Here is a 25,264-nt window from a genome sequence, read left to right on the forward strand (position 1 = left end):
CTCAGGCCGCCCTGCGGCCGTTGCAGTCGAGATGACGGGAGATTTCGGCGGCGATCGCCTCGGCGTCCGCGCCGACGCCGCCAATGAAGTTGGAATCGCGCTTGCGCAGGAAGCGGAAGCCGAGCGCGTAGAGGCCGGGCACGCTGGTGATCCCGCCTTGATGCGCGAACTCGCCATCGGCGCCGAGCGCCAGCGGCTCCAGCCAGCCGAACGAGCGTGCATAACCGGTCGCCCAGATGATCGTGCGGATCCCCCCGTCGCTCAGCGAAAGCCGCTCCGCGCAGGCTGCCCGCACCGCCACCGGCTCGGGCCGGTATGGCGTTGCCGAGCCCGTGAAGCGGTCGATCTGGTCGAGCAGGCGTGCCTGCTTTGCTTCCGCCGCCGCAACGTGCTGGCCGAGATCGCCGGCGAAGGCGATCTCGCGATCGCTGACGCTGCGTACCCGCCCGGTCAGTTCCACGCCGAGCGCCTGCAGCGTGGCGAGGTCGACATCGGCCCTGTCGGGCCGTCCGGCGAGCTGCAGCGATGGCTGGCGCCGGGCGGCTTCCGGGTTGGCGAGGTCTTCCTGGCGCTGCGCCATCAGGCCCATTGCGCTGAGCCAGAAGAAGATATCCTGGCCGCGCCAAGTTCTCGGCAGGCGCGTATGCTTGCCGACCGAAAGCACCACACGCCGCCCGGCGCGGGCGAGCTCGTCGGCGATCTGCACGCCGGAGGACGAGGCGCCGACGACCAGCACGTCGCCGCCCGGCAACTCGCCGGGCGAGCGATATTGCGAAGCGTGGATGCTGAGCGGTCCGCGAAGTGTCTCAGCCGAAAAAGGGATGACCGGCCTGTCGCAATGCCCCGTCGCCACGACCACCGCGCGCGCCGACCAGTCGCCGGCGCTGCTGCGCAAAGCGAAGCCGTCGCCGGTCCGCTTGGCAGCGATGACTTCGACATTGGTCTCGACGGGCGCATGCCATTGCCAGGCGTAGCGCTCCAGGCTTTCCACGAAAGCCCCTTTGCTCATGAAGCCGTCGGGATCGCCGTCTTTATAGGGCGAGCCGGGCAGGGCGTTCAGCCAGTTCGGCGTGAGCAGCCGAAGCGAGCGCCAGCTCTGCGAGCGCCAGCGCTCGCCGATGCGGCCGCGCTCCAGCACGGCATGGTCGATACCGGCCTGGCCGAGGCAATGGCTGAGCGCAAGGCCGGCCTGGCCCGCGCCGATGATGACGACGTCCGCGCGTCTCATGTTCTGTTCCGTTTGAGAAAGGAGGCGGCCCGGATCGGCTCCGGGCCGCCTGCCGGCTTTACTGGATGGTCTTGATGCCGACGGTGACCGGCACGCCCTTGGTCAGCACGTCGAACACCGCCGAACGGGCGCGCGACTGCTCGACCAACTGCTGCAGCTTTTCGGCCGGCGCGTCGCCTTCGATCTCGAACGACACGTGGATGTTCTGGAAGCCGTTGCGGACCTCGTCGGAGATGCCGAGGATGCCGCGCAGGTCGATGTCGCCGTCGACCGAGCACTTCACCTTGGTGAGCTTGATGCCGCGCGCGGCGGCAATGTTGGCGACGCCTGCCATCAGGCAGCCCGCTAGCCCGTGCAGCAGCCACTCGACCGGGGTCGGCGCGTTGTCCGCACCGCACAGGATCGCCGGATGATCGGCGTCGGCATAGTGGGGCTTCTCGTGCTTCTGCTCCTGGCCGGCGCCGAAGAAGCCGTTCATGACGGTCTTGCTGTGCGTGCCTTCGATCCACTCGTTGTGAGCGCGGAACTGGAACTTGGCCAGCTCCGGCTGCCCCGCGACGAAATTGATCGTCGCCAAAAGGTTCGGCGTGTCGACGCCGTTGAGCGGAAGCCGTGCAGGTTTGGTGTTGGGTTGCATCTTCATCTCCAAAGGTTCGGTTGCGGCTTGGTTGCCGTGACGGCCTCTATCTGCCGATGGGGCGTTTGAACGAGAGTGGATGCGACCGTGGAATTTTTAATACGCCTACCGTGGAAATTGCGTTGGACGTACCGTTTGAAACGACGCGTCGCCACCGCCCGACCCGAACGCAAAAAGCCCCGGGCATGGGAAAGCCCGGGGCTTGTCGACGGCGCTGGATGATCGCCATCGGCGGTCATCCAGCGTTGCGGATGTCCATCCCGTCGGCGTCGGACGCGTAGCGCATCGAGGTGTAATGGTCGATTTCCGAACGGGCGATACCCATGTCCTTGAGCAGATAATCGGGCATGGCCTGCATGGCGGCGCGGTCGCTGCGCATCCTCATCGCGCGATAGCAAAGCCTGAGCGCGCGGCCGGTAAAGCCGGCCAGGCCGAAGCCCGCGCGGCCGGTTTCACAAGCGGTGTGTTCCAAAGTCGTCATCGTCGTCTCCATCGTTTTGCGGCGCGATGCTTCGCGTCGTCGATGGCGGGGCTTGTGGCCTACGACCGGGGGAGCCAGCGTTGGAGCGGGCGTCGAAATTGCCGTGGAATCTGGTAGTTTCTCAGTTTGAAATATCGTCCTTTGCCAATGTGTCACGGAGCGCGTCGTCGTGAAGTCTTTGGTCTTTCAATTATATCAGGATTATCGTATATAACGGATGCGTTACTATGCCCATTTTCAGAGAGGAACTAAGTCATGCGCAAACAGAAATCGCTTGGACTGGCGCTTCTGGCTTCTATATCGCTTTTCCTCGCCGACGCCGCTTTAGCGAAAGATGCCTACAAAACACCATGCAGGGCGGATGCCCAGCGAGTGTGCAAGATGGTCGACAATGCAAAGGGGTTAAGCTGTCTTAAACAGCACATCAGTGAGCTCACTCCTGCCTGCAAGGCATTTATCTCCAAAAAATGAACTGTAATAGCCGTCAGGGATCGTACTGATTACACGGCGGAAATAACGACACCGCCATGCCTGCAGGAAGGCGGTGGCGAGCTCAGGAGATCCGCCGCCCGTCCTCGTCCAGCAGCACGCAGTCGTTCGGGTCGAAGCCGAGTTCGATCGCTTCGCCTTCGCGCCGAACGCGGCCGTCGATCGGGGCGTTGGCGCGGATGTTCGTCTTGCCGCCTATGTCGACCTCGTAGATGGCGCTGCCGCCGAGATAGGAGGCCGACACGACCTGGCCGGGCAACCGGTTGGCGCTCGTTCCAACGACCGACAGTTTCTGCGGCCGCACCACGACGGTGACGGCGCTGCCCTGCGCCAGAGGTTTGGGCGCCAGCACATTGACCGTCTGGCCGCTGGCCAGCTTGACCGTGGTCGGCCCGCCGGATCGGCTCACCGTTCCTGAAAGCATGTTGGCCTTGCCGAGGAAGTTGGCGACGAAGGCGGTGGCCGGCCGCTCATAGACCTCTTCTGGGGTGCCGATCTGCTCAGCTGAACCTGCATTCATCACCACGATGCGGTCCGACATCGACAGCGCTTCTTCCTGGTCATGGGTGACGAAGATGGCGGTGATGCCGGTTTCCTTCTGGATCTTCTTGATCTCGACGCGCATCTCCTCGCGCATGTTGGCGTCGAGCGCCGAGAGCGGCTCGTCGAGCAAAAGCACCTGCGGCTCGAAGACGATGGCGCGCGCCAGCGCGATGCGCTGCTGCTGGCCGCCCGACAATTGCGAGGGCAGTTTCTTCTCGCTGCCCGGCAGCCGCACCATGTCGAGCGCCTGGCCGACCTTGCGTTTGATCTCGGGCTTGGCGACGTTGCGGTATTTCAGGCCGAAGGCGACGTTGTCGAACACGGTCTTGTGGGGAAAGAGCGCATAGCTCTGGAACACCAGCCCGATATTGCGCTTGTAGATCGGCACGTCGTCGACGCGCCGGTCGCCGATCATGATCTGGCCGGCCGAAATGTCGACCAGCCCGGCGATGGAGCGCAGGATCGTCGTCTTGCCGCAGCCGGACGGCCCGAGCAGCGTGACGAAGCTGCCTTTGCGGATCGACAGCGAGAAATCGCGCACCGCGACGAACTTGCCATAGGCGATGTCGATGTTGCGGAACTCGACCGCCGGGCTGGTCGCCTCGGCGGCCGCGCTCGCGCCGATTGCCCCGGCCGAGGCCGGCCGGGGATGGATTTTCGTGTCCTGGCTGTCAGGCACCTTTCGAGATCCTGTTCCATTGCTTGGTCCAGGCATCCTCATTGGTCGCCCAGTAAGTCGGATCAGCGAAGGTCAGCGCCTTCATCGTGCCGGTCGGATCGAAGGCCGGCAGCTTCGCGATCTTGTCGGTGAGCTTGACCTTGGTCGGGTCGAGCGACGGCGGGTAGCTCTGGCCCTCGGCCACCGCGATCGAGGTCGCCGGATCGAGCATGAAGTTGATCAGCTCCTCGCACTCTGCCATCGGAGAGCCTTTCAGGATCAGCATGTCCTCCATCCAGGCATAGGAGCCCGCCGGATCGAGGTAACCGATCGGATGGCCCTGGTCCTGGAGTGCTGCGACGCGGCCCGACCAGGCGTCGGTCACCACGATCTCGCCCTTGGAGAGCAGGTCCATCAGCTCGGCGCCGGAACTCCAGAACTTCTTGGCGAGGTCGCGCGTCTCGCGCACCTTGGCCCAGATCGTGTCCATGTCCTTGAGGTTGTTGGGATCCTGTCCGGTGGCCAAAGCCGCGTACCAGACGCGCGTCGTCATGTCGGAATAGCCGCCCACCTTGCCCGCATATTTCTTGTCGAGCAGCAGTGCCGCGCCCTTTTCCTTGGCCTCCTCCGGCGAGATCACCTTGGTGTTGTAGGCGATGCCGGTGGTGCCGTAGTCGTAAGGCACGGCCGACAGTTTCGGCGTCAGCTTGCGGAACGGCTCGATCATCGGCTGCAGCACATTCACCATGTTGGGAATGTTGGCCTCGTTGATCTCCGAGGTCAGGCCGCCATTGACATATTTGATGTAGTAGTTGACGCCCGAGGAATGGATGACCTGGTAGTCGCCGGGCTTCGCGGTCTTGATCTTGGTGATGATCTCGTCCTCGTCGCCGAACGTGCCCTGCACCACCTTGATCTTGGTCTTGGCCGTGTAGGGCTGGAAGGCGAACTTGTCGATCGCGTCCTGCACCGTGCCGCCCCAGCCGTCGAAGCGGACTTCCTCGACCGCGGCGAGCGCCCGGCCCATCCACGGCATGGAAAGCCCCGCCGATGCGGCGGCCGCCGCCGTCAGCGTCAGGAAAGTGCGGCGGCTCAGATCGCCATTGGCATACCGGTCGTGCAGCCGTTCCAGCCGCTTGGTCGTCGTCAGTTTCATCGTACTTCCTCCTTTGGTTCGCCTCGTCTCTTCAACTTGGTCAAGCTCTGCAGGATCAGGCCGCCGACCAACGGGATGCCGACGGTCACCAGGATCATCACGGTGCCGAGCGCGTTGATCTCCGGGCTGATCGAGATTTTCAGCATCGAAAGGATCTGGGTGGGCATGGTCTCGACGCCCGCCGGCCGCCAGAACAGGCTGGCCGAGGTGTTGTCGAACGAGATTGTGAAAGCGAGCAGCGCGCCGCCGACCACCGCCGGGATGAGCAGCGGCAGCGTGATCTCGCGGAAGGACGAGAAGCGCGAGGCGCCGAGCGAGAGCGCCGCCTCCTCATAGACGCGCCGGATTCCCACCATGCGCGCCTGCGCGATCAGCACCACATAGGGCACTGCAAGCAGGATATGGCCGAGCACCAGAAGCAGCATGGTGCGCGGCTGGTCGATCGCCTTGATCAGCACCAGCAGGCCGACGCCGAGAATGGTTTCCGGCACCAGCGCCGGCAGGATCACCAGCGTGCTCAGCGCCTGCTTGCCGGGGAATTCGAAGCGCACCAGCGCGAAGGCCGTGACGACGCCGATGGCCGTGGTGGCGACAGCGGTGACCAGCGCGATCCACAGCGAGGTGCGGAAGGCCGTCAGCACCGCGTCGTTGTTCATCAGCTTGGCGTACCATTGCAGCGAAAAGCCGGTCATCGGGAAGCCGCCGAACATCGAGGCGTTGAACGACAGGATGACGGTCGCCACGATCGGCGCGAACATGAAGATGTAGACGCAGAGCGTGACGAAGCCGGTCAGCCGCCAGGCCCATCTGCCTTCCTCCTTGCGCCGCGTCCCGCTCATCCGCCCGGTTTCCTCATCCAGCAAGCCCTTTGACGATCTGCGACATTCCCATGTAGCGGGTGTAGATGGCGGCGAAGAAGCCGAGCACGACGAACAGCACGATCGACAGCGTGGCGCCCATCGGCCAGTTCAATTCGCCCATGATCGTGTCGTAGATCAGATTGCCGAACAGCGCGTCGCGGCCCGAGCCGAGCAGTTGCGGCGTCACATAGCTGCCGGCCGCCAGCACGAAGCAGAGCAGCAGCCCAGCCGCGAGGCCGGGCAGGGAGAGGGGCAAGGTCACCTCGCGGAACGCCTGTGCGCTGGTGCAGCCCATCGAGCGCGCCGCCGCGATCAGTGTGCGGTCGATGCCCTCCAGGCTGACATAGACGTTGAGGATCATGTAGGGCAGGAGGAAGTGCAGCAGTCCTAGGATCACCGCGCCTTCGTTGTAGAGCATCTGCAGCGGCTCGTTGATGATGCCCATCTTGAGCAGCGCGACGTTGATGACGCCCTGTTCGCCCAGGATGTTTATCCAGGAAAAGGTGCGGATGGTGAAGCTGATCCAGAACGGCACGATGAGCAGGAGCAAGAGCAGCCATTTGTGCTTGAAGCTCGTCGCCCAGATGAAATAGGCCGGGAAATAGCCGAGCACGCCGCACAGCAGCGCGGTGATCGCGCCGACCCTCAACGTCTTGAGCAGGAAGCCGGAATAGTAGCTGTCGGTGAAGAACTCCTGCCAGTTGGCGGTGGTCAGCGCGCTGGTTTCGACGCCTGCGGTGACGAAGGTGAAGAACGTATAGGCCGCCATCACCGCGATCGGCAGCACCAGGAAGAAGATCAGCAGCAGAAGCACTGGTGCAACCAGCATCCAGGCCAGGCGTGGATCATACAAGGTCCAGCGATTGTTCATGCGCACCCGGATGTAGGCGCCTTCTTCGAGGCGCTTGTGTTCCCGCAGTGAAGATTGTTTCATTGCCGCCGCGATGTCTACAGGCGCTGGCCTAAATTCGATTCAGCCAGGGGAGGGCCGCGCGACGCGAGGAGCGTACGGTCCGGAAATATAAGGGCTTTGAATGGATGCCTTGCAAAATCGGGGCCTGTTGGGCACGCTGGCTCGCCAGCTTTTGGAGCAGCCTGCCCCATGGATTCGCCAGCGCCACAAACGGCCCGCCGCGCGCCGAACCGCTTGAACCTGTCCATCCAGGCCGGCAATGCGCGTGAGTTCGAGCTTTGGCGGTCTGGCTACGCATCGCTCTATGAAATGGATGCCGAAAGCCCGGCGGCCCGTTCGTCGTTCCGGCGGCGCCCACGGCTCGGACCTGCGCGCAAGCTTCGAGGACGCTTCGACGCGTTTCGCGATACCTATCGTCTTCGCAAGCGAAGCAGACCTGTCGACCATCGCGCCGGAGAAGGTCGACGCGATACCGCAAGAGACATTGGCAGGTCTGAAATCCAGATTGGGGGCCGATGCGATCCTGGTCGGCCCTCTTGACTGGGAAACCAATGAGCCGGGCTGGCATGCCGTCTGGCGCCTGCCGCTTGGCGCGCAGGACAAGAGCTGGGAGATCGCCGGCGTCAACTTCGATGCCGCCTTCCGCAATGCCATAGGCGGCGCGGCCAAGCGCCTTCGGCCGATGAACTAGCTATTGAAAAGGCCAGCAATCACCCGGCCGCAGGCAGGCTGGCCGTCAGGAAGCGATGCCAAGCGCCGCCGAGCACAAGCGAGGTCTGCGCCTTGTCGAAGCCCGCCGAGAGCAGGCCTTCCGACAACCCAGGAAAGTCGAGGTTCGACCTGAACCAGGATGGCTGTGGCGGGAAACTTGCCGCCGCCTGTGTCTCGCGCGTCCAGCGGCCTTCGCGCATCCAGCGCACGACGCTGTCGGGCTGGTCCTGGCAGAGATCCGAGCCGATGCCGAGATGATCCGCTCCCATGATCTCGGCGGCCTCGGAAGCCATCGTTCCGAATTGCGCGAGGGTCGTGTCCGAGCCGTTCGGAAGATGCAGCGGATAGAGCGACAGGCCAAGCAGTCCCTGCTTTTCGCGCAGCGCGTGCAGGACGGCCTTGGAGACGTTGCGGTTGCTGTCGCGCAGCCAGCGCGGATTGGCATGGCTGACGACCACCGGGCGTTGTGAGAACGCGATCGTTTCCAGCGCGGTCCGTTCTCCGGCATGCGACAGGTCGATGATCATGCCGAGCCGGTTCATCTCGGCGATCGCCTCGCGCCCCATCCGCGTCACGCCGCTGTCTTCCTTCTCCATCCAGCCGCAGCCGAGCAGCGACTGGTTGTTGTAGGTGAACTGCATGAAGCGGATGCCGAGATCGAAGAGCATCTCGATCAGGCCGATGTCGTCCTCGATCGGCATCGGGTTCTGCAGGCCAAGCAGGATCGCCGTCCGGTTCGAGGCCCGCGCCCGCTCGATGTCGCCGGCATCGCGCGCCAGGAGGATCAGGTCCTCATTGTCGCGAAGCCAAGTGCGCCAATCGACGAGGTGGCGCACCGTCTCGCGGAAACCTTCGTGATAGCCGACCGTGGCGTGGACCGCGGTCAGGCCGCCCCGGCGCATCTCCTCGAAAATTTCGCGCGACCAGTTGCAATATTGCAGCCCGTCGATGAGCACTTGCGGCGCGTCGCTGGTCATTCGGGCGCGCCCGCGTGGATGTAGGATGTCTTGACCTGGGTGTAGAACTCGATCGCGGCGCGGCCTTGCTCGCGCGGCCCGTAGCTCGAGGCGCGAACGCCGCCGAACGGCACGTGATAGTCGGTGCCGGCGGTCGCCAAATTGACCATGACGCAGCCTGAGCGCGAGGCGCGGCGGAATTTCGTGGCGCGTGCGAGTGAGCGCGTGGCGATGCCTGCCGTTAGCCCATAGGGCGTGTCGTTGGCGATGAAGATCGCCTCGTCGAGATCGTCGGCGGCAATGATGCAGGTGATCGGCGCGAACATCTCCTCCTGGTTGATGCGCATGCGCGAGCCCCCGTTGAGGAACACGGCAGGAGCCATATAGTGCCCATTATGCGCCAGATCGAGCACCTCGCCGCCGGTCGCAAGCTCAGCGCCTTCGCTGATGCCGAGCGTCACATAATCGAGATTGGCCGAGATCTGCTCGGCGCTGACGACCGGTCCCATCTGGACGCCGGCCTCGAGCGCATGGCCGACCTTCAGGGCCTTGGTCTTCGCCAGCAGCTTCTCGACGAAGGCGTCATGGATCGGCCGGTGCACGATCAGGCGCGACGAGGCCGTGCATTTCTGCCCGGTGCCGCCGAAGGCGCCGTTCACGGCAAGGTCGACGGCGCGGTCGAGGTCGGCGTCGTCCATGATCACAAATGGATTCTTCGACCCCATTTCGAGCTGCAGCTTCACGAAGCGCGCGGCGGCCAGCGCCGCGATGCCGGAGCCGACGGCGCCGGAGCCGGTGAAACTCAACCCTTGTATGTTGGCATTGGCGGCAAGCTCGCGGCCGATCGTCGAGCCCGATCCCATCACCAGGCTGAACAATCCTTTCGGGATCGCCTGCCGGCTGATGATTTCGGTCAGCGCCCAGGCGCTCGCCGGGGTGATGCTGGCCGGCTTCCAGACCACCGCATTGCCGAAGGCAAGCGCCGGCGCGATCTTCCAGGACGCTGTGGCGACGGGGAAGTTCCAGGGCGAAATGATCGCGACGACGCCGAGCGGCTCGCGCTCGATCAGCACGTCGACGCCGGCCCTGACCGAGTCGGCCGAGGAGCCCAGATTGCGCAAGGCTTCAGCCGCGAAATAGGTGAAGAACTGCCCGGCGCGATAAACCTCGCCGACACCCTCGGGAAGCGTCTTGCCCTCCTCGCGCGACAGCAATTCGCCAAGCTCCTTCGAGCGCGCCATCAACTCGCGTCCGACGGCGTCGAGAACGGCGGCTCTGGCTTCCAGCCCCGCCGCCGCCCATTCCCGCTGGGCGCCTTGAGCCGCCGCCACGGCGTCATGGATGTCCGAGGTGTGCGCCTGGGCGAAGCGCCCGACAACATCGGTCACATCGGATGGATTGATGTCTTCGACCCAGCCGGCGCCGTCGCGCCATTCGCCTGCAATGAAGTTCTGACCGTTCAGCATCCTGTTCGACCTGCATCAATTCGGTTGACAACGACCTAACCAATGCTGTGAACTTCAATCAAGCTCAATTTTTGGCACAAATGTTCAGGCAAGCTTAACAGTGACCAAAACCATCAGCCTGACCGGCATGCGCAGCTTCGTCGCGGTCTGCGAGACCGGCGGCGTGCGCGCCGCCGCCGACCAGATCGGCCGCACGCCGTCGGCCGTGTCGATGACCCTGAAGCAATTGGAAGACGACATCGGCGCGCCGCTGTTCGAGAGCGAACGCAAGGGCGCGCTCTCTCCGGTCGGTCGCATCGTGCTCGACGAGGCGCGCGCCATGATCGCGCACTACGACCGCGCCTGCCTGGCAATGACTAGCTACGCGGCAGACCGTCAGGGGCGCTGCGATGTGGCCAGTGTGCCTTCGGTCGCGGTGACCCTGTTGCCGCGCGCGATCGCGCAGCTTCGCGCCGAGGGCAGCCGGTTCGACATCCATGTCCGCGACAGCGATTCCAGCGCCATCGTCGATGCGGTTGAGAACGGCATGGTCGAGGTCGGGCTGTGCGTGCTCGCCACCAGGCGGCCGCAGCTCAGCTTCGAGCCGCTATTCCATGAGCCGCTCGATTTCGTCTGCCCGGTCGATCATCCCCTGGCAAAATCGAAGCGCCCGTTGAAATGGGCGCAGCTCGACGGCGAGAGCTTCATCCGCAACGGCGCGGCGGCTGCCCTCGGCATTACCGAGATCGAGGCGCTTGCCGCCGGCTCGAAACTCACCGCGACCAATGTGAGCTCCAATTTGGCGATGGTGGAGGCGGGGCTCGGGGTGACGATCCTGCCCAGGCTCTGCCGCTGGAAATCGAGCCATGCGGTTCGCTTCATGCCGCTTGCCGATCCGCGCTCGAGCCGCACCGTCGGCTGGATCGCTAAGGAGGGCCGCAACCGGCAGCCGGCATCGCTGCGCTTCATCGAATGCATCCGACTGCAGACGCGGGCGAGCGAAGGAGAGTTCGGCTATGCGGCGGCATGATTGGCGGGTGAGGGGATGACACGTCTGACGCAAGCCCGCATCGAAACGCTCGCCCGCGCCGCGCTGATGCGCCGTGGCGCCAGCGAGGGCCAGGCCGGGGCGCTGGCCGCCGGCATCGCGGCAGCCGAACGCGACGGGTTGAAGTCGCACGGCCTGATGTATCTGCCGACCTATTGCGAGCATCTGGCCTGCGGCAAGGTGCTGGGGCAGGCGCAGCCAATCCTGACGCGGCCGGCTCCCGCGGTCGTCGCCGTCGATGCCGCCAACGGCTTTGCCCATGCGGCCATCGCCCTCGGCCTGCCGGCGCTGATCGAAGCGGCGCGCTCGCAAGGCATGGCGGCTTTGGCCATCCGCAACTCCTACAATTGCGGCGCGCTCGGTTATCACACCGAACACATCGCCGAAGCAGGCTTAGTCGGCTTGGGGTTCACCAACGCGCCGGCCTCGATCGCGCCCTGGGGCGGCCGAAAGGCCGCGCTTGGCACCAATCCATGGTCGCTGGCGGTCCCGGACGGGCAGGGCGGCGCCCGCTTCGTCATCGACCAGAGCGCCAGCGTCGTCGCCAAGAGCGAGGTCATCAAGCGCGCCCGCGCCGGCGAGCCGATCCCGCCCGGCTGGGCCTTCGACACGAGCGGCGAGACCACCACCGATGCCGGCGAAGCGCTGAAGGGCACGATGGCGCCGGCGGGCGGCTACAAGGGCGTCGGCTCCGCGCTGCTGGTGGAGATTTTTGCCGCCTGCCTGACGGGAGCCAATCCCGGGCTTGTCGCCAGCCCGTTTTCCGGCACGGCCGGAGGGCCGCCCGGAACCGGCCAGTTCTTCCTGGCGGTGTCGCCCGATGCCACTTCGGCAGGGGCCTTCGCGGGCAATCTGGAAACCGTCGCTGGCGCCTTCACTGGCGATACCAGGCTTCCAGGCACAAGGCGCTTCGGCGCCCGCGAACAAAACACCAGAGACGGCATCGAGGTGGCGGCCGAAACGCTCGCCACGCTCGAAAAGCTTGCGGGCGCCACCGCATGACGGCGATCGCGCTGCGCCCGCCCGAGGTTGTCATGCGCCTTAAGCGGCTGGGCGCCGCGCATCCGACGCGTCTCAGCTTTCTGCGTCAGCTGATCCGCCGCGCCACCAGGGAGAAATGGCGGGTGCGCAAGCATCTGTTCGACCTGGACGACAATGGGTTCGGGCGCGCGGTCTATGCGGTCGAGACGCCGGCGAGAACCTACAGCCTGGTCGCGTTCTCGACGCCGCTCGATGACGAGAAGCGATCCGACCGGGTGATCGCGCAGGCCTGGGACACGAGCTACGTGCTTTACGACGGATTGCCGGACGCCGCCGAAATCGCGCGGCTGGAGGCAAATGCGCCGCTGCAGGAGGCGGGCCGCTACACCAGCCGCGAACTGGTGCTGGCGCGCGCCAACAAGAGCGTGCGGCTGTTCGAGGACGTCGCCGCGGCACTTGCGCAAGGACGACAGCCGGCCGAGGAGCAACTGCTCGGCGTCGGCTATCTGCTGCGCACGACGGCCGTTTACGGCAACGGCAAGTTCGGCATCGCCGATCGCGACGAGATCGCAACACGGCCGGAGCTTGCGGGATCCTTCCAGGCGGAAATGCTCACCGTCTGGCTGATCCGCTCCTTCACGCTCGATCTGGTCGATCACATCGCCCATCGCCGCAATCCGGCCGGCGCGGCCAGGCTGGCGCCGGATTTGCGCCGGGCGCTCGGCGTGGGAAACGCGACCGGGCTCGGCATGGCGCCGTTCCTCGTTCGCCATCCGCTCCTGACGCATAGCTGGTTCCTGGCCCGCGAAACCGCGCTGGCGCGGGTGCGCGCAGAGCCGCATGCTGGCGCGGCGGAACGGGGGATTTTCGCGCGGACGCTTGCCGACCTGTCGCGACGTGTCGCCCGTTGGCACAGCGACGACAGCCGCCAAGCCGCCGCAACCTTGTCGCTGGCCGCCGATCTCGATGCGCTGGTCGAAAACCTCGATCGGCTGCTGGCGAAACCCCAGCCTTGGGATGCGGTCTATCGCTTCGCGGAAGACAATTTCTCCCTCGAAGGGCAGGAGGCCTGCGTCTCGCTGATCCTCGAGCCGCATGGAACTTTGGTCGATGAGCTCGGCGACACGATGAAAGCCGACGAGACGCCCGGCCATGCTATCGCAGGCGGCATGGACTGCGGTTCGCTGCGCAAGGCGCTTCTCGACTGCTATTCCTGGGCGGCAGGCATCGACTTCGCCGAGCCGTCCGCCAATGCGCGCTTCTGGTATGTCTCGGCGGAGAAGCTCGAGCCCCGGCTCGGAGAACGCTTCGAGGAGGATGGCGCCGAGCTCGAACAGCCTTTGGCCACCGCGCGCGACGCACTCAGCCTGGCGGCCGCGCTGGCGCGGGAGCCGGCGTTGGCCCGTGTCGCGGACTTCCTGCTGCGCCGGCCGGAATGGCGCCATGCGGTGCGGCGCGCCCAGATCGTCGCGAAATTCCCCTATGCCGAGATCCACGACAACCTGATCGGCGCCGAATTGCGGCCCGTCGACATATTGCGCGCCAAGCTCGCCTTCTTCGGCGCGCGCAGTTTCGATCCGCGCTCCGACCGCTGGCTGCGCATCGCGCTCTTCAGCGGCGAGCCCCTGATCGAGGATGTCGCCACGATGGCAGGAGAGGCCGCGTGATCGACCTGTCGCTCAACGAGGTGGAAACGCTGAGCACCAAGGCGGCGCGGGGCGCCGGATTCTCATGGGGGCTGGCCGAGGATATCGGCCGCGCGGCACGGCGGATCGCGGTCGAGGGCGACAATTGGGGGCCGGCCCTGCTGAGCTTGTTCGAGGATACGCAATCCTTCGCGCCGCCGGAGCCGGCCCGCGCAAAGCGCTGGCGCGAGGGTGCTGCCGATGTCTCCGACGGCAGGCCGCTCTGCCCGATCCGAACGGCGGCTCTGCTTCTCGACGATCTGCTTCCAGCGAGTGCGATGCCGCTCACGATCATGGATGTCGGCCAGCCGATCTGGCTCGACGCCATGCTGCGCCGCTCGGCCATGCGCATAGCCCATCCGGCGGCGCCGCTGACGCCAAAGGCCGATGTCGTCATCGAAGGCCGCGCCGGGATCGCCCAGCCGGTCACGGGCCGGCGCGGCGCGATCGACGGGCAGATACTTGCCGCCCTGAATTCCTTCGCCGCCAGAACCTATGTGCCGGAAAGCGAGCGGTCGCGCATGCGCGGAGCCGGCGGCGGCCGCGTGGACGATGAATAACAAGGGGAGAAAAAATGAGCGCAGCCGACGGCCAGAAGATCGCCATGCGCGGAGCGGGCTATTACTCGGCCAACACCGTGGGCGCCAAATACGTCATCGACAAGGTCGGCGACCTCGTCGTCGAGGCCGCCGCGAGGATGCCTCGGCTGGCTGAGGGGCAACCGTTCGCGATCGCCGATTTCGGCGCGGCGGATGGCGGCACCTCGATGGACATGATGCGTCGGCTGGTCGGCGCCATTCGGGAGAGGGAACCGCAGCGGGCGATATCGATCACCTACACCGACCTGCCTCACAATGATTTCTCGACCCTGTTCCGGCTGAGCCAGGGGCTGCTGGGAACCTCCGCGGAGGTTCCGTTGGCCGAGACGCCCGGTCTCTACATCTTCGGCAGCGGCACCAGCTTCTATCGCCAGATATTGCCGGACAATTCGCTCTCGTTCGGCTTTTCCGCCACGGCGATGCACTGGATCAGCAAGCGGCCGTGCATGATTGCCGACCATGTTCAGGCGGTCGGTGCGACGGAAACCGAGCGGGCGCAGTTTCGCGCCCAGGGCCTGCGCGACTGGGAGACGATCCTGCTGGCCAGGGCGCGCGAGCTCAGGTCCGGCGGCAGGCTGGCGCTGGCCAATTTCTGCGTCGACGAAGAAGGGCGCTATCTCGGGCATACGACCGGGGTCGACATGTTCGACGGCTTCGCGCGCCATTGGCGCGATCTGGCGCGGGCGGGGCGGATCAGCGAGACGGAATATGTCAACGCGACGTTCCAGCAGTTCTATAAGACGCCGGACGAATTCGCGGCACCCTTCCGCGATCCGGCTTCGCCGGTGTCACAAGCCGGACTGAGGCTGGAAAACATCTTCACCATGGTGACGCCTTGCCCCTATGCCGAGGCCTTCCGGGTCCATGGCAACGCGCAGAACTTCGCCTGGGCCTATGTGCCTACGCTCCGCTCCTGGTCGGAAACCGTCTTTGCGAACGCGCTCGATCCCTCGCGTCCCGCCAATGACCGTGCCGCAATCGTCGACGATCTCTATGGCGCGTACGAAGCCGATGTTGCGCGCGCCCCCGAAGGCCATCGGATGGACTACGTCCACTGCGTGACGGAGATCGTCAAATCGTAAGAGGCTATCGAGGTCCGCGCCCGGGGTCGGTCGCGGACACAAGCCGACACCCTTCTTCTGCTCACCCTGTTCGTCAGCACGCTCACGCTCAGCACGGGCCGCACGACGAGCCTTCAAGGCGTGGTCCATCTCGGCATATTCGCCATGTTTCTGCTGATTTCGGCGGTGCCCTGAAGCCTCAGCTATCCGCCTCTGTCGGCCTCTGCGGCAACCTTGGCGGCAAGATGGGCCTTGAGGGCGGCGAGATCCTGTTGCGACCAATCCTTCACGCCCAGCACCGCGCGCTCCAGGCTTCCACATAGTCCTGCGGCGCGTAGACATGGCCGTGGCCGATCGGCGTGGTCGTCGCCACGGCCATGTCGAGACCGAGCTGCAGCATGGTCACCACCGGGTACCAGGCGAGTTGCGGCGAGACGTCCGGCCCGCGCGGCGCCTTCATCCAGTCGGGCTGCCGGTAGGCGTCGCGATAGTCGAAGAAGACGATCGGGTCGCTGGCATATTGCAGGTAGACGACCCTCAGCGGCCCCCAGGGCGTGTCGGGCGCCACCGCCGGACCATTCTGGTTCATGAACCGGACCAGGCTGCTGTCGCGGAAGATCGGCAGCCACTGCGGCGAGCCGTTGCTGCGCGTATCGCTGACCGAACGCCAGATGCGGCTTTCGAAGGGCGGTCCGCTCCAGAGCGCGCCGCTGATCGGATCGCCGAAGATCTCGAACAGCCCGGCTGATTTCTCGGAGTTCATGGCGCCGAGGCTCAGCCCGTGCAAATAAAGCTTCGGTCGGGACTGCTTCGGCAGGCTCGTCCAGTAGCCATAGATTTCGAGGAACAGCGCGCGGGCCGTCTCGGCGCCGTATTCCGGCTGCGCCAGCAGCGAAAGCGGGCTGCTCAGATAGGAATACTGGGCGGCGACGCTGGCGACATCGCCGCGGCACAGATATTCGAGCGCGTCCATCGAGGCCGGATCGATCCATCCGGTGCCGGTCGGCGTGATGACCACAAGCGTGGACTTGTCGAAGCCGCCGGTCCGCTTCAATTCCTCCAGCGCAAGTTTTGCCCGGGCTTGCGGGTTGTCCGCCGCCCCCAGTCCGACATAGACCCGGACCGGCTGTTGCGCCGGGCGCCCGGTGAAGGCGCCTATCTCGGCAGCGGCGGGACCGTCCGCGATGAACTCGCGGCCGGCGCGGCCGAGCTCGTCCCACTTGACCAGCGAGTCGGGGCTTCCCGTCCTGGAGGCATCGCTCGGCGGCTGGCGCTCCGGTTCCAACAGAGCGTCGAACTTGGCGAACGAGGAGTCGAGCGCGCTGAAGATCGCCCGGATCGCGACGTCGCTCACCAGCAACCAGATGAGCAGCGTGGCGATGGCGGCGCCGGCCACATTCGCCAGGCGCCTGGGTATGTAGCGTCTCAGTGCCCCGGCGATGGTGCGCACCAGCCATGCCACGAGGCGGGCCAGCGCCAGCACGACGATGAAGGTGCAGATGGCCAGGGCGCAGACATTGACCGGGTGAGCGCCATCGACGGCCGGCATGCCCATCACCGCGCGGATTGAGTTCTGCCAGGCGCCGGATCGCCACAGCGCCACGATCGCCAGGCCGAGGCACGGGATCATGACGACGGCCTTCGACAGCGAACGCGCCCGTGGCGGCAGCTCCGGAATCTCCAGATATCTCCACAGCCACCGCAAGGCGACGCCGAGGCCGTAGCCGATGGCGAAGCACGCGCCCGCCAGTACGCCCTGCGTCAGGTCGGTGCGGGGAACGAGCGTCGGCGTCAGGGCGGCCGCGAAGAACAGCATGCCGAGGGCCATGCCGACACCGGACAGCGATCGCCAGACATGAAGCAAACGAGCAGTTGTCACGTGGGCCTTACGCGTCGGGTTGAACCGCAGGATAATTTCGGCTTCCGGTTCCTATATCGCAGGCTTTGCCGATCCGCTATCGGCCCAACATCCGGGGAGCGTCGACCAGGGGGAGCGATCAAGAGGACTCGCCTCGCAGCCCTACCTTTCCCTGAACGCCCGCGCGAAGGAATCCATCATCGGGCGCACGAGGTATTCGAAGAAGGTTCGGTCGCCGGTGCTGATGAAGGCGTCGACCGGGGTGCCGGGATAGAGCTGTTCTCTCTTCACGCCGGCGGGCAGGGCATCGGTGATCTTCAGCTTGGCGCGGAAATAGGGCTCGTGCGTGGCCTGGTCGATCAGCCGGTCGGCGGAAATCTCGCTCACCGTGGCCGGCACTTCCGGCGTGAGGCGCGTGTTGAGCGCGGAGAGCCTCAGCTTCGCCTGCTGGCCGACATGCACCTGGTCTATGTCCTTCGGCCTGAGCTTCGCGTCGACGATCAGGCCGGATGACGTGGGCAGGATTTCCATGATTTTCTCGCCTGGCCCGATCACGCTGCCTTGCGAATTGTAGGTCGAGGACACCACGATGCCCGCCGCTGGCGCGGTGATCGTCGTGCGTTGCAGCACCGCTTGCGCCGCGCGCATCCGCTCCTCGATGTCGGCGAGGTTGGTGCGCACGTCGTCCAGCTTGGTCAGCGCTTCCTCGACGCGCTGCGTGGTGGCGCGTTCGGTCTGCACCTCCGCCTCGATGATCTGCGTGTTGGCCGAGGCAAGGTTGGCCTCCAGCGCGCCGGCCTGGCCGACGAGGTCGGCCTCGCTGCGCAAGAGCAGCGAATATTCGTTGCGATCGGTAAGGCCCCTGTCCAGAAGGTCGGTCTTGATGCCGAGCTCCTTCTTCACCACCTCGGCCTGCTGCTCGATGGCGAGCTTCTGCGCGTTCAGCCCTGTGACCGATTCGCGATGCATGGCGACGCGCTGCGCCAGGATCGATTGCTCCGAGCGGAACCGCGCCAGCCTGGCGTCGAACTCTTTCTTTTGTTCGCGGATCAGGTTCTCGAATTCCGGCTGGAACGGCGCGGGCGCGGGCTCGGCGATCGGCGCCAGCGTGGCGAGACCGTCGCGCTCGGCCTCCAGCCGCGCGGCGCTCGCCTTGAGCGCGATCCACTGCCTCGTCAGCCGGTTGAGATCGGCTTCGGCTGCCGTCCGGTCGAGCAGGATGAGCTCCTGGCCTTCGCGCACGCGGTCGCCTTCATGCACCAGCAATTGCTTGATGATGCCGCCCTCGCGGTGCTGGATCAGGATGTTGCCGCCGGTCGCCGCGATCGTGCCTTGCGTGATCACCGCGCCGGCCAGAGGCGCCTTGGCCGCCCAATAGCCGAAGCCGCCGATAAGAAGCGCGATCGCGGCGTAGCCGGCGAAGGCGGTGCGGCGGAAATCCGTGCGCGGGCGGCCGTCGAAGGTGAGGCTCTGCGTCATCGTTCAGGACCTGTAGCGGGTGGTCGGCGCGGCGCGAATGGTCGGCGCGAACGATCCGGTCACCACCGTGCTCCGCTGCGCGGCTTTGCCGGGTTGCCGCAGCACCTCCGCGCTCGGCCCGAACGCCTCGATGACGCCGCCGCGCAAGACCATCACGCGGTCGCAGGCGGTGGCGACCGAAGGCCGATGCGTGATCACGATCGTGGTGACGCTGGCAGCGCGCGCGGCGGCAAGCACCGCGTCCAGCGCGGTCTCTCCGGCGCCGTCGAGATGCGTGCTCGGCTCGTCCAGCACCAGGATGCGCGGGTTGCCGTAGAAGGCGCGCGCCAGCCCGATCCGCTGCCGCTCGCCGCCTGACAGCGTGCCGGCGATCGTCGTCTGGTAGCCGTCGCGCAGCGAAAGGATCAACTCATGCGCCTCGGCGCGCCTCGCCGCCTCGACGATCGCCGCGTCGTCGACGTCCGCGTCGAAGCGGGCGATGTTGTCGGCGATGGAGCCAGGGAAAAGTTCCACCTCCTGCGCTAGGTAGCCGATATGCCGTCCAAGCTGGTTTTCGTCCCAGGTCCTGAGCTCCGCGCCGTCGATCCTGACCGAACCGCCGCTTGGTTGCGCGGCGCCGACAAGCAGCCGCGCCAGCGTCGATTTGCCGGCGCCGCTCGGGCCGACGATCGCCACCGCTTCGCCGGGCTGAATCGCGAAGCTCAATCGCTTGAGGATCGGCTCGGCGCCGAACGTGGCATTCGGCGCGATGAAGAAAAGATCCTGCGCCGAGATCGCGCCGGTGGGGTCGGGCAGGATGAGCTTGCCCGCCTTTTCCGGCTGCGCCGAAAGCGCGCGCCCGAGCCGCGTCCAGGCGCGCCTGGCCTCGCCGAGCTGCCGCCAGGAGCCGATCAGCTGGTCGAGCGGCTGCAGCGCGCGCGACGACACCAGCGAGGCGGCGAAGATCATGCCCGCCGTCATCTCGCTCTTGAGCACCAGCCAGGCGCCGGTGCCGAGGATCGCCAGTTGCAGCATCATGCGCAGCGCCCGCGAAGCGCCGCTGAAGACTGCGTTGGCGCCGGCCGAATGGTCGTGCAGGACAAGCGCGGCCGCCACATGCCGGCCCCATGCGCGCGCGGCGTTTTCCACCATGCCCATGGCGCGCAGGGTCTCGGCGTTGCGGGCAAAGGCCTGCTCGGCTTGGCTGGCCAAGGCCGAACGCTCCGCCGAGAGCGCATCGTTCCTGCCGATGGCAAGCTGGTTGGCAAAGACCAGCACGACGAGCAGCGCCGCGCCGCCAAGCGTCACCCAGAACAACAGCGGATGGATCAGGTAGAGCAGCGCGAGGAAGACCGGCGCGAAGGGCAGGTCGAACAGCACCGAAACACCGCGCGAGCGGATGAAGGCGCAGACCGCGGCGAGGTCGGTGAGCGGCGACGGCACAGTCCTGGAGCCGAGCGAGGCGGCGAACGTTCTCGCGCCCAGCCTGTCGTTGACGGTCGCGGCGACGCGCTGCGTGTAGATGGCGCGGACGGCGTCGAGAAAGCCGAGGAAGCCAAGCGCCGCGACCGCGATGACCGACAGATAGACGAGCGTCTCGACGCTGGAGGAAGGCAGCACACGGTCATAGACCTGGAGCAGGTAAAGCGGGATCACCAACAGCAGGAGATTGACGAGCAGCGAGAACAGCCCGACATCGGCGACGGCGCGCAGGAACACCCGGCGCAAAAGCACCGGCCACGGGCCGGCCTGCCTGATCGCATCCGGGGCGCGCTCCCTTGACATCGCCTCGACCGCCTAGGCTGTGTGTTCGCCCGTGACGTTCAAATGGCTCTGCTGCAGCTCATCCAGCGTATAGGCGTGGATGTAGTCGATCTTCATCTGGGCCGGCGTGGCGAGATGGTCCGGCGGCGCCCCGGCCTGGCCGCCCACCGCGAGGTCGACAAGCATGTACATCGGCTTGTTCATGTCGGACGGCGTCGCCGCTTCGGCCACCTGCATCCCGTCATAGGTCCACACCAGCTTGTCCGGCGTCCACAACAGGCCATAGGTATGGAAGCCGGCGGTGTCCATGACGTTCACCGTCGATCCCACCGTCGTGTGCTGGCCGGTCTCATTGGTATGCGCGGTCACCAGCAGCGAATTCGGCTTCTGGCCATACATTTCCATCACGTCGAGCTCCGGTGGCCAGGAGCCGTCTTCCGGCAGCAGCCAGAAGGCCGGCCAGGCGCCGGCGTTTTCCGGCAGGTCGGCCTTCATTTCGAAATAGCCGTAGGTCTGCGAGAACGAATCATGCGTGGTCAGGATGCCGGATGTGTATTCGTAGTTATTGATCAGTGGCTTGATGTCGGCCGGCGTCTGCGCCGCGGTGATGGTGAGGACCCCGTCCTGCACGCTGAACGGATGCACCGAACTGGTCGGGCCGTAATTGGCGTCGATGTACCACTGCAGCTCGCCATTGCGGGTGAGCGTGCTGCCGTTCGCCGCGCCCCACCAGAAATTGGTATCCCAGGTTCCGCCCTGGCTACTGTGAAGATTGAGCGTGTTGAATTCGTCGCTGAAGGACAGCGTCATGCCGGACTTGTCGATCGGCAGCTCGAACTGGTTAGGCTGGAATTTGTCGATCGTGGTGTTCTTGAATTCGAGGATCTCTCCCGATCCAAGGTTCAGCATCACATTGGGTCCCGCCTGGATCATGCTGTCATGGATGGCGGTGAACGAGGTGAACCCGTAGCCGTCGAGGCGCACGGTATCGTTCGAGGCGAAATTGACGATCGAGTCGCTGCCGTTGCCCTTGGCGATGATGAAAGTGTCGGCGCCGCCGCCACCATCGATCAGGACATCGTTGCCCGCGCCGCCGTCCAGGGTCTGGCCGCCTGCCGTGGCGGTGATGATGTTGTCCAGCGCATTGCCGAAGGCATAGTTGTGGGGGTTGGTGACGATGAGGTTCTCGACATTGTCCGGCAGCGTGTAGCTCATCCATGTGCTGATCGTGTCGATGCCCTCGCCAGGGTTCTCGACCACCTTGTTGCCCGCCGAATAGAGATAATAGATGTCGTCGCCGGAGCCGCCATACATGGTGACGTTGACACCACTGGCGGCCCAGATGGAGTCGTTGCCGCTGCTGCCGTTGAACGTCGGTCCGGACGAGGCCGAAAACCAATGATTGGAAGCGCCGCTATAGTAGAGAGGAACGCCTACCGCGTTGACGACGAAGCTCATCGGACGATCCTTCCGCGCTGCCCCGCCCGGATGGCTCATTGCAGGTTCAAGCGAGTGCTTCGAACCAACTTGCAACACGGGCTATCGTTCCCGAAAACAAGGAAATAGTACAGAGAAAAACGACAGTAATTTTGTCGATATTTTCGAGAAGATAGAATGAGCGATACCTAATGCAATTAGGGCGCGAATTATACTCAATTTTACTTAATTTGGCAAGATTTTCTGCCAAAAGATTGTGCAGATAGCCGTGGACGCATGCATCTGTCGCGGCGGAGCCACAGGGCATGGCCGATCGAGTTTTGACATCTGGGAGTGGAGCGCTCGCTCACGTCTCGCCCATCGCGATCGACTTCCTGAACGCCGCCGTCAGGCCCTGGGCTACCGCCTCGTCGAACCCGGCTTTGCGCATCGTCTCGATCGCCGCGGCAGTCGTGCCGCGATAGCCGAGGAACGCTTCGACCGTGTCGGCGGGTGAGGCATCCTTCACCTCGAGCAACCGGCCGGTGCCGGTCAGCACCGTGTTGACGGCGCGCTGCGCGACTTCGGGCTTGAGGCCAAACGCGATGGCGTGGCGCATCATGGCGTCGGCCAGAAGGGCAGGGAAGGCCGGTCCCGATCCGGTCAGGCCGGTGAGATAGTCGATGTCGCGTTCGCTGCCGACCTCGTCCTGGCAACCACAGGCGGAAAAGATCGCGCGCACGATGGCGCGGTCCTCGCTGGTCGCATCGCTGCTCGCGATCCACGGCGTGTAGGATTTTGCGACCTCGGCCGCGGCGTTGGGCAATGTGCGCACCACGCGGCGTGTGCCGTGCCTCTCGCCGATCTCGGCAAGGCGGATGCCGGCCATCACCGAGATGACCAGCTTGCCCTTGGCGTCGACGGTAAGCGCCGGCCAATCCTGCGGCCGCACCGAAAGCATGATGATGTCGCAACGCTCTGCAAGCGCCTGGTTGTCGTCGGTCCAGAATGCGCCGGCAAAACGATCCGGCCTGGCGCTGCGGTAGGAGAGGGCGAGCTTCTCCGGCTGTACGACGCCGGCCTGCAGCGCCGCAGCCGCGATGGCGCCGCCCAGCCAGCCCGCGCCGCCGACGATGCCCAGCCTGATCGAAGCGCTCATGTCCGCTGCCTCCGTTGCCGGATGCCACGGTAGCCGCCGGGCAAAAAATTTGACAGCCTCTGTCGGATCGGCCGCAGCCCGTCCGTCCTTGGGGCATCGATCAACGGAAACCAGAGAGGATATCGAGACATGCCGAGCACCATCAAACTGCACCGCGTCCTGGCGACCAAGCCGGAAAAGGTATACCGCGCGTTCGTCGAGGCAGATGCGCTGGCGAAGTGGCTGCCGCCGAACGGCTTCACCTGCACGGTGCATGAGTTCGAGGGCAAGGTCGGCGGCGCCTACAAGATGTCCTTCCGCAACTTCACCACCGGCGACAGCCATTCCTTCGGCGGCGAATTCGTCGAGCTCGTTCCGGGTGAACGCCTGCGCTATACCGACCGCTTCGACGATCCCAACCTGCCGGGCCAGATCGAAGTGACGGTGACCTTGAAGAAAGTACTGGTCGGCACCGAGATCAACATCACCCAGGCCGGCATCCCGGACGCCATCCCCGCCGAGGCCTGCTATCTCGGCTGGCAGGAATCGCTGCGCAACCTGGCCAAGCTCGTCGAGCCGGAGATCAACCAATAAACTCGTATAAGGCGGCGGCTGGATCGCGGCCGCCGCCTTACCCAAGGTAAGTAAAATTTCACCAAGCGCTGTTAAAAGCCGCTGCCATGGATCGCAACAAGAACAACGACCTGTTTGTCCTGATGGCGGCGCTCGCCGCCATCGCGGTCTACAACATTGCCTGCGGCATCCAGACTGGCGAAGTCCGCGGCAAGTTGCATTGGGTCGCGCTGGTGGACGATCCGACACGATTCTGGAACATCGTGGTCGGCAATTCGATCGTCCTGGTGGGCTCGATAGCCTTCCTGTGCGTTCTGTGCGTGCTCAATTCCCGCAGACCCGGATGACTTGAGCGGGCGTCCCTGTCGCCCGCACGACGATAAGCAAAATTTCATCGGGCGGGGCTAGACCATGCTCCATGGATCGCAACAAAACCGACGCTTTCTTTGTCCTGGTGGCGGCACTCGCCGCCTTCGCGATCTATAATCTTGCCTACGGCCTGAAGACCGGAGAAATCCGGGGGCGGCTCAGCTGGATTTCGTGTGCGGACGACCCGGCACGTTTTTGGAGCAACGTTCTCGGCAATGTGGTCGCCGTCGTTGCGTTTCTGGGTGTCCTCTTGCTGCTGCATCTTCGCAGCCGCAAATGACTTGGCGCCCGGCATTGCCAGGCGCCATCGCGTTGCCGCGCGACTTACACCGCTCGGGTAATGCCGCCGTCGACGCGGATGTTCTGCCCGGTTATGTAGGCGGCCCCGTCCGAGGCGAGGAACGAGATCGTCGCGGCGATCTCTTCCGAAGTGCCGTAGCGCTTCAGCGGCACGCTGTCGCGACGCTCGTTCGTCGTCGGCAGGCTGTCGATCCAGCCGGGCAGCACATTGTTCATGCGGATGTTGTCGGCCGCATAGGTGTCGGCGAAGATCTTGGTGTAGGCGGCGAGCCCGGCGCGCGCCACGGCCGAGGTCGGGAACATGGCGCTCGGCTCGAACGCCCAGGCGGTCGAGATGTTGATGATGACGCCTGATTTCTGCTTCTGCATCACTGGCGTCACCAGCCGGGTCGGGCGCACGGCGTTGAGGAAATAAGTGTCGATGCCCTTGTGCCAGTCCTCGTCGCTGATCTCGATGATCTGCGCGCGCGGCCCATGGCCGGCGCTGTTGACCAGCACGTCGATGCGGCCCCAGCGTTGCAGCGCGCCGTCGGTAAGGCGCTTCAGGTCTTCGTTCGACTGGTTGGAGCCGGTGACGCCGAAGCCGCCGAGTTCCTTGCCCAGCGCCTCGCCCTTGCCCGAGGAGGAGAGCACGCCAACCTTGAAGCCGTCCGCTGCCAGGCGCTTCGCCGCCGCGGCCCCCATGCCGCTGCCGCCCGCCGTCACCAGAGCTACTTTTTCTGCCGCCATGTCCTGATCCATTCGTTGGAATTGTTGAAAGCGCCTCTGTTAGCACGCGGAGGGCAGGGCACGAACCGGATTGGATTACGCCAAGGCGGCGTTGGCAATTGGCGATAGCGGCCGAACTGCCAATCTCCCCCAAGTGGGGGAGATGCCCGGCAGGACCGAGGGGGGCGCGAAGGAATGAGGCATTGCCCCAGCTTGGGTCTCGCCAAAT

General features: G+C 65.2%; 24 protein-coding genes and 2 pseudogenes. 11 read left to right on the plus strand and 15 right to left on the minus strand.

The features are described from left to right. Nucleotide 1: 1 nt before the first annotated feature. From FJ471_RS16935 to FJ471_RS16945, 3 genes are all read right to left on the minus strand, one after another. Complete coding sequence (locus FJ471_RS16935; RefSeq protein ID WP_140804960.1) at nt 2–1,228, minus strand: NAD(P)/FAD-dependent oxidoreductase; 1,227 nt, start codon at nt 1,226–1,228, stop codon at nt 2–4. A gap of 58 nt (nt 1,229–1,286) precedes the next feature. Next, nucleotides 1,287–1,865, minus strand: a complete 579-nt coding sequence (locus tag FJ471_RS16940; RefSeq protein WP_224667087.1) for an OsmC family protein — start codon at nt 1,863–1,865, stop codon at nt 1,287–1,289. A gap of 235 nt (nt 1,866–2,100) precedes the next feature. Continuing rightward, nucleotides 2,101–2,346 carry a DUF1127 domain-containing protein gene (locus FJ471_RS16945; RefSeq protein ID WP_181179480.1) on the minus strand — a complete coding sequence of 82 codons (246 nt, stop codon included), beginning with the start codon at nt 2,344–2,346 and terminating at the stop codon, nt 2,101–2,103. Between the two features lie 255 nt (nt 2,347–2,601). On the opposite strand from FJ471_RS16945, the gene FJ471_RS16950 reads away from it, so the two are divergent. Next, on the plus strand, nt 2,602–2,817 hold the full coding sequence (locus FJ471_RS16950; RefSeq protein ID WP_140804966.1) for a hypothetical protein: 216 nt from the start codon (nt 2,602–2,604) through the stop codon (nt 2,815–2,817). Between the two features lie 82 nt (nt 2,818–2,899). On the opposite strand, the gene FJ471_RS16955 is transcribed toward FJ471_RS16950, so the two are convergent. From FJ471_RS16955 to FJ471_RS16970, 4 genes are read right to left on the minus strand one after another with little or no spacing between them, the layout of a single operon-like run. Then, on the minus strand, nt 2,900–4,057 hold the full coding sequence (locus FJ471_RS16955) for an ABC transporter ATP-binding protein (protein ID WP_140804967.1): 1,158 nt from the start codon (nt 4,055–4,057) through the stop codon (nt 2,900–2,902). Next, on the minus strand, nt 4,050–5,192 hold the full coding sequence (locus FJ471_RS16960) for an ABC transporter substrate-binding protein (protein WP_140804969.1): 1,143 nt from the start codon (nt 5,190–5,192) through the stop codon (nt 4,050–4,052). Before FJ471_RS16960 ends, FJ471_RS16955 begins: the two co-directional genes overlap by 8 nt. Next, nucleotides 5,189–6,031 carry an ABC transporter permease gene (locus tag FJ471_RS16965; protein WP_140804971.1) on the minus strand — a complete coding sequence of 281 codons (843 nt, stop codon included), beginning with the start codon at nt 6,029–6,031 and terminating at the stop codon, nt 5,189–5,191. Before FJ471_RS16965 ends, FJ471_RS16960 begins: the two co-directional genes overlap by 4 nt. Before the next feature lie 13 nt (nt 6,032–6,044). Then, complete coding sequence (locus FJ471_RS16970; protein WP_140805008.1) at nt 6,045–6,923, minus strand: ABC transporter permease; 879 nt, start codon at nt 6,921–6,923, stop codon at nt 6,045–6,047. Nucleotides 6,924–7,278: 355 nt separating this feature from the next. Here FJ471_RS16970 and FJ471_RS16975 point away from each other — a divergent pair, with 355 nt between their 5' ends. Further along, nucleotides 7,279–7,656, plus strand: a complete 378-nt coding sequence (locus FJ471_RS16975; protein WP_181179483.1) for a DUF2066 domain-containing protein — start codon at nt 7,279–7,281, stop codon at nt 7,654–7,656. A gap of 19 nt (nt 7,657–7,675) precedes the next feature. Here FJ471_RS16975 and FJ471_RS16980 read toward each other — a convergent pair whose 3' ends face one another. Together FJ471_RS16980 and FJ471_RS16985 are read right to left on the minus strand one after the other, a co-directional pair. Beyond that, the gene (locus FJ471_RS16980; RefSeq protein ID WP_140804974.1) at nt 7,676–8,653 is read right to left on the minus strand and encodes a membrane dipeptidase; all 978 of its coding nucleotides are present in this window, start codon (nt 8,651–8,653) and stop codon (nt 7,676–7,678) included. Continuing rightward, nucleotides 8,650–10,098: an aldehyde dehydrogenase family protein gene (locus FJ471_RS16985; RefSeq protein WP_140804976.1), complete on the minus strand. Its 1,449-nt coding sequence runs from the start codon at nt 10,096–10,098 to the stop codon at nt 8,650–8,652. The genes FJ471_RS16980 and FJ471_RS16985 overlap by 4 nt, the downstream gene beginning before the upstream one ends. A 100-nt stretch (nt 10,099–10,198) precedes the next feature. Between FJ471_RS16985 and FJ471_RS16990 the strand changes: the two genes are divergently transcribed. The 6 genes and pseudogenes from FJ471_RS16990 to FJ471_RS35335 all read left to right on the plus strand — a co-directional run. Next, nucleotides 10,199–11,107: a LysR family transcriptional regulator gene (locus FJ471_RS16990; protein ID WP_140804978.1), complete on the plus strand. Its 909-nt coding sequence runs from the start codon at nt 10,199–10,201 to the stop codon at nt 11,105–11,107. Nucleotides 11,108–11,122: 15 nt separating this feature from the next. After that, complete coding sequence (locus tag FJ471_RS16995; protein ID WP_140804980.1) at nt 11,123–12,127, plus strand: Ldh family oxidoreductase; 1,005 nt, start codon at nt 11,123–11,125, stop codon at nt 12,125–12,127. After that, the gene (locus FJ471_RS17000) at nt 12,124–13,773 is read left to right on the plus strand and encodes a hypothetical protein (protein WP_140804982.1); all 1,650 of its coding nucleotides are present in this window, start codon (nt 12,124–12,126) and stop codon (nt 13,771–13,773) included. The genes FJ471_RS16995 and FJ471_RS17000 overlap by 4 nt, the downstream gene beginning before the upstream one ends. Next, on the plus strand, nt 13,770–14,351 hold the full coding sequence (locus tag FJ471_RS17005) for a DUF3726 domain-containing protein (RefSeq protein WP_181179486.1): 582 nt from the start codon (nt 13,770–13,772) through the stop codon (nt 14,349–14,351). Before FJ471_RS17000 ends, FJ471_RS17005 begins: the two co-directional genes overlap by 4 nt. A 14-nt stretch (nt 14,352–14,365) precedes the next feature. Then, nucleotides 14,366–15,472: an SAM-dependent methyltransferase gene (locus FJ471_RS17010; RefSeq protein WP_140804986.1), complete on the plus strand. Its 1,107-nt coding sequence runs from the start codon at nt 14,366–14,368 to the stop codon at nt 15,470–15,472. Between the two features lie 51 nt (nt 15,473–15,523). Then, nucleotides 15,524–15,646, plus strand: a pseudogene (locus FJ471_RS35335) (ionic transporter y4hA); the annotation flags it as partial. 8 nt (nt 15,647–15,654) lie between these two features. Here FJ471_RS35335 and FJ471_RS17020 read toward each other — a convergent pair. The 5 genes and pseudogenes from FJ471_RS17020 to FJ471_RS17040 form a co-directional block, all read right to left on the minus strand. Then, a pseudogene (locus FJ471_RS17020) lies at nt 15,655–17,279 on the minus strand (alpha/beta-hydrolase family protein). Between the two features lie 192 nt (nt 17,280–17,471). Continuing rightward, entirely contained in the window at nt 17,472–18,788 is a 1,317-nt protein-coding gene (locus FJ471_RS17025; RefSeq protein WP_140804988.1) for an HlyD family type I secretion periplasmic adaptor subunit, read from the minus strand. Nucleotides 18,789–18,791: 3 nt separating this feature from the next. After that, entirely contained in the window at nt 18,792–20,552 is a 1,761-nt protein-coding gene (locus FJ471_RS17030; protein ID WP_140804990.1) for a type I secretion system permease/ATPase, read from the minus strand. Between the two features lie 12 nt (nt 20,553–20,564). Continuing rightward, complete coding sequence (locus FJ471_RS17035; protein ID WP_140804992.1) at nt 20,565–21,989, minus strand: family 16 glycosylhydrolase; 1,425 nt, start codon at nt 21,987–21,989, stop codon at nt 20,565–20,567. A 325-nt stretch (nt 21,990–22,314) separates the two neighbouring features. After that, nucleotides 22,315–23,106 carry a pyrroline-5-carboxylate reductase dimerization domain-containing protein gene (locus FJ471_RS17040; protein WP_140804994.1) on the minus strand — a complete coding sequence of 264 codons (792 nt, stop codon included), beginning with the start codon at nt 23,104–23,106 and terminating at the stop codon, nt 22,315–22,317. 129 nt (nt 23,107–23,235) lie between these two features. Between FJ471_RS17040 and FJ471_RS17045 the strand changes: the two genes are divergently transcribed. From FJ471_RS17045 to FJ471_RS17055, 3 genes are all read left to right on the plus strand, one after another. Beyond that, a complete protein-coding gene (locus FJ471_RS17045; RefSeq protein WP_140804996.1) occupies nt 23,236–23,679 on the plus strand; it encodes an SRPBCC family protein in 444 nt (147 codons plus the stop codon). An 86-nt stretch (nt 23,680–23,765) separates the two neighbouring features. Then, on the plus strand, nt 23,766–24,005 hold the full coding sequence (locus tag FJ471_RS17050) for a hypothetical protein (protein WP_140804998.1): 240 nt from the start codon (nt 23,766–23,768) through the stop codon (nt 24,003–24,005). A gap of 71 nt (nt 24,006–24,076) precedes the next feature. After that, on the plus strand, nt 24,077–24,307 hold the full coding sequence (locus FJ471_RS17055) for a hypothetical protein (protein WP_140805000.1): 231 nt from the start codon (nt 24,077–24,079) through the stop codon (nt 24,305–24,307). 44 nt (nt 24,308–24,351) lie between these two features. Here FJ471_RS17055 and FJ471_RS17060 read toward each other — a convergent pair whose 3' ends face one another. Continuing rightward, the gene (locus tag FJ471_RS17060; RefSeq protein ID WP_140805002.1) at nt 24,352–25,056 is read right to left on the minus strand and encodes an SDR family oxidoreductase; all 705 of its coding nucleotides are present in this window, start codon (nt 25,054–25,056) and stop codon (nt 24,352–24,354) included. Nucleotides 25,057–25,264: the final 208 nt, after the last annotated feature.

It is taken from the genome of Mesorhizobium sp. B2-7-1, from assembly GCF_006440735.1.
Taxonomy (GTDB): domain Bacteria; phylum Pseudomonadota; class Alphaproteobacteria; order Rhizobiales; family Rhizobiaceae; genus Mesorhizobium.